Genomic DNA, 2,517 nt, shown 5'->3' on the forward strand with positions numbered 1-2,517 from the left:
CCGAAGGAGCGCCAGGCCTCGAAGGTCCAAGGCGGCCAGGCCCGAAGAACCCCGCCGCCGATGAGGCTGATGTAGTCGCTGGCCTCGGTCCTGTCAACAACCTTCCCGAAAGTTTTTCGAAGCTTTCGCGAGGATCGCTGGAGATGTTCCGCAGCCTCTCACCAGTAAAGGCCAAGCAAAACCGTTCGCAGAAACGTTGTCGCTTCTGCGCTCCCGTGCCGGAATGCTTGACTGCATCCCAGCCGTTGCTGGAAAGAACACCGCCAGAGGAGCCGAACACCGCGCCCGAAGAACCCTCGAACCGCCGACGCTCATGGCACAGGACCGGGGATACCCGCTCCGCACCCCGGACGAGCCCGCCGCCGGACCGGGCACCGGCCCGGACCTGGGACAAACCCCGCCCTGGTGGAAAACACCCCCGGCCAGACCCCGCTCACGCGACCAGGCCCCCCAGGGGAGGCGCCGATATAAACCCTCCCAAGCCAATTGCAAGAGACATCTTCAATGTCTGTCGTCCGAGAAAGGATGGAAGGGGAGGGGGCGCCTTGCTCTCTCAGGAATATAAGGAGGGCAGGGTGACTTTTGAAGGTGGGCGAACACAGTTTCCGTCTGGGGACAAGTCGCCTGCTGCCGGCCTCGTGCTTGTCTCCTAATCCTCTTTTTACCTTTGGCAGGCGTAATCGGGGAGAACCTCCTCACGGGCTGACTGGTTCGGCCCCAACACCATAACAGACAATGCATTTCAAACGACGGTCTCCACCTTCCGCGGTCCATGGTTATGGCTCTCTCACCCGGGAAGACGAGCAGCATCCCGAATTCGATGGGCATGGTGAGAAAGATCCATCTGCCGGGCTTGCGCAGGCTCCCATGACAGGAGCCCGGCAAGCCTCCTATCTCGAACCACACAGGCAAAATGGGCGCGGATTGATGAACGAGTTTGAACGCGGACAGGAAGCATCCCGGCCGAGGACAGCCGAGGATCGGCCTCGTGTCCGGGACGGCGTTGCGGATCGGGTTTCGCGAGACAGAGGTCCCAATGGCGCACCCCGCGGAGAGGTCTGGGAGCAGTCGTTCTCCATGTCGCCGGAGGTCCGCTTCACGCGCACACCTGAGCGGGTTCTGAAAGAGCGCCGAATGCAGACGCCCGCCCAAGCGGCACCGGATGCCGTGAGCCGCACGTCCAAGGAAATCGCATCCGTCCGCGCTGCCGATCCTGCGCCGGCCGTCCAGGAAAGACTGCTTGCGTTGCAGAACAAGGCGGCGTCCCAAGAGGTCGGTCACGGCGCGCCTCGCGCTTTCACTCGCACGCCTTCCCCCGCGCCCGATCACGCTAAACGGGTTCCGCCCGCGAGGTCGCGCGCAGACATGCCGCAGCGGGCGCCGGTCGCTTCCGCTCCCGCGGCCGCCGAACCTGCTCCAGCGCCGAAGGCCATGGAGCAGGCTGCGTCTCCGGCCAAGAGCAGTCCCGCTCCACTCGAACTTTCTACAGTCCAGCAAACCTACAGCTTCATGTGGCAGCCGGGGACATATCTCCTCGATCCGACGCTGCCTGCTTCCTCGGAAACGATCCCTGCGGCGGCCCCCGCGCCGACGCGCCCTGTCTCGGCTGCACCCGCTCCTGGTCAGGCCGAGCAGGAGAAGAATGTGCCGGTCGTGAAGAAAGCCGCTCCTTCGGTCGCGGCTACGGTGCGTGTTCCGTCGACTCCGCCTGCGCCACCGCGGCCGGTGGAACCCGAGGTTCTGCCGGAGGTTCTGCCGTGGGACGAGGATGAAGACGATGTCGACACCGACATCGAGATGCACATGGATCACGCCGAAGACCTGACGGACGACGATGATATCATCGAGGCGCCGACACGGCGTGCCGCGGTCGTCACGCCGCCGCCGCGCGTCAACAGCAATCCGGGCGTTCCGGTTGCGGCCAATGACAGCTTCCGCCGTGAGAGCCGTGACAACTACGCTTCGGTGTCGGTCGGCGTCTCCACGCCTGTAAGGGCTTCGTTCGAGTTCGAGCTGCCGGCTCTGGAGCTGCTGGCCGAACCGAAGATCTGGGACAGTGCCGAAGTGCCGGTCGAAGTGCTGCAGGAGAATGCCGCGACTCTCGAGAACGTGCTGTGGGACTTCAACGTCAAGGGCGAGATCATCAACGTTCGCCCCGGCCCGGTTGTCACCCTGTATGAGCTTGAGCCTGCGCCTGGGACGAAGTCGTCGCGGGTGATCTCGCTCGCCGACGACATCGCGCGCTCGATGAGCGCGGTCTCGGCGCGCGTGGCCGTGGTCCAGGGCCGCAACGCCATCGGCATCGAGCTGCCCAACCACAAGCGCGAGACCGTGTACCTGCGCGAGCTGCTCGCCTCCCAGGACTTCGAGACCTCGAAGCAGAAGCTCGCGCTGTGCCTGGGCAAGACCATCGGCGGCGAGCCGGTGATCGCCGACCTCGCCCGCATGCCGCACCTGCTCGTCGCCGGCACCACCGGCTCGGGCAAGTCGGTGGCGATCAACACCATGATCCTGTCG

1 protein-coding gene is annotated in these 2,517 nt (G+C 64.8%); it reads left to right on the top strand.

Annotated elements, in window-relative coordinates; translation table 11 throughout:
* Positions 1-1,077: 1,077 nt before the first annotated feature.
* Positions 1,078-2,517: DNA translocase FtsK (locus DDF70_RS37770; RefSeq protein ID WP_281024424.1), on the top strand; the 1,440-nt coding region annotated here is incomplete at its 3' end.

Source organism: Microvirga calopogonii (genome assembly GCF_003347665.1).
In the GTDB taxonomy this organism is placed as follows: domain Bacteria; phylum Pseudomonadota; class Alphaproteobacteria; order Rhizobiales; family Beijerinckiaceae; genus Microvirga; species Microvirga calopogonii.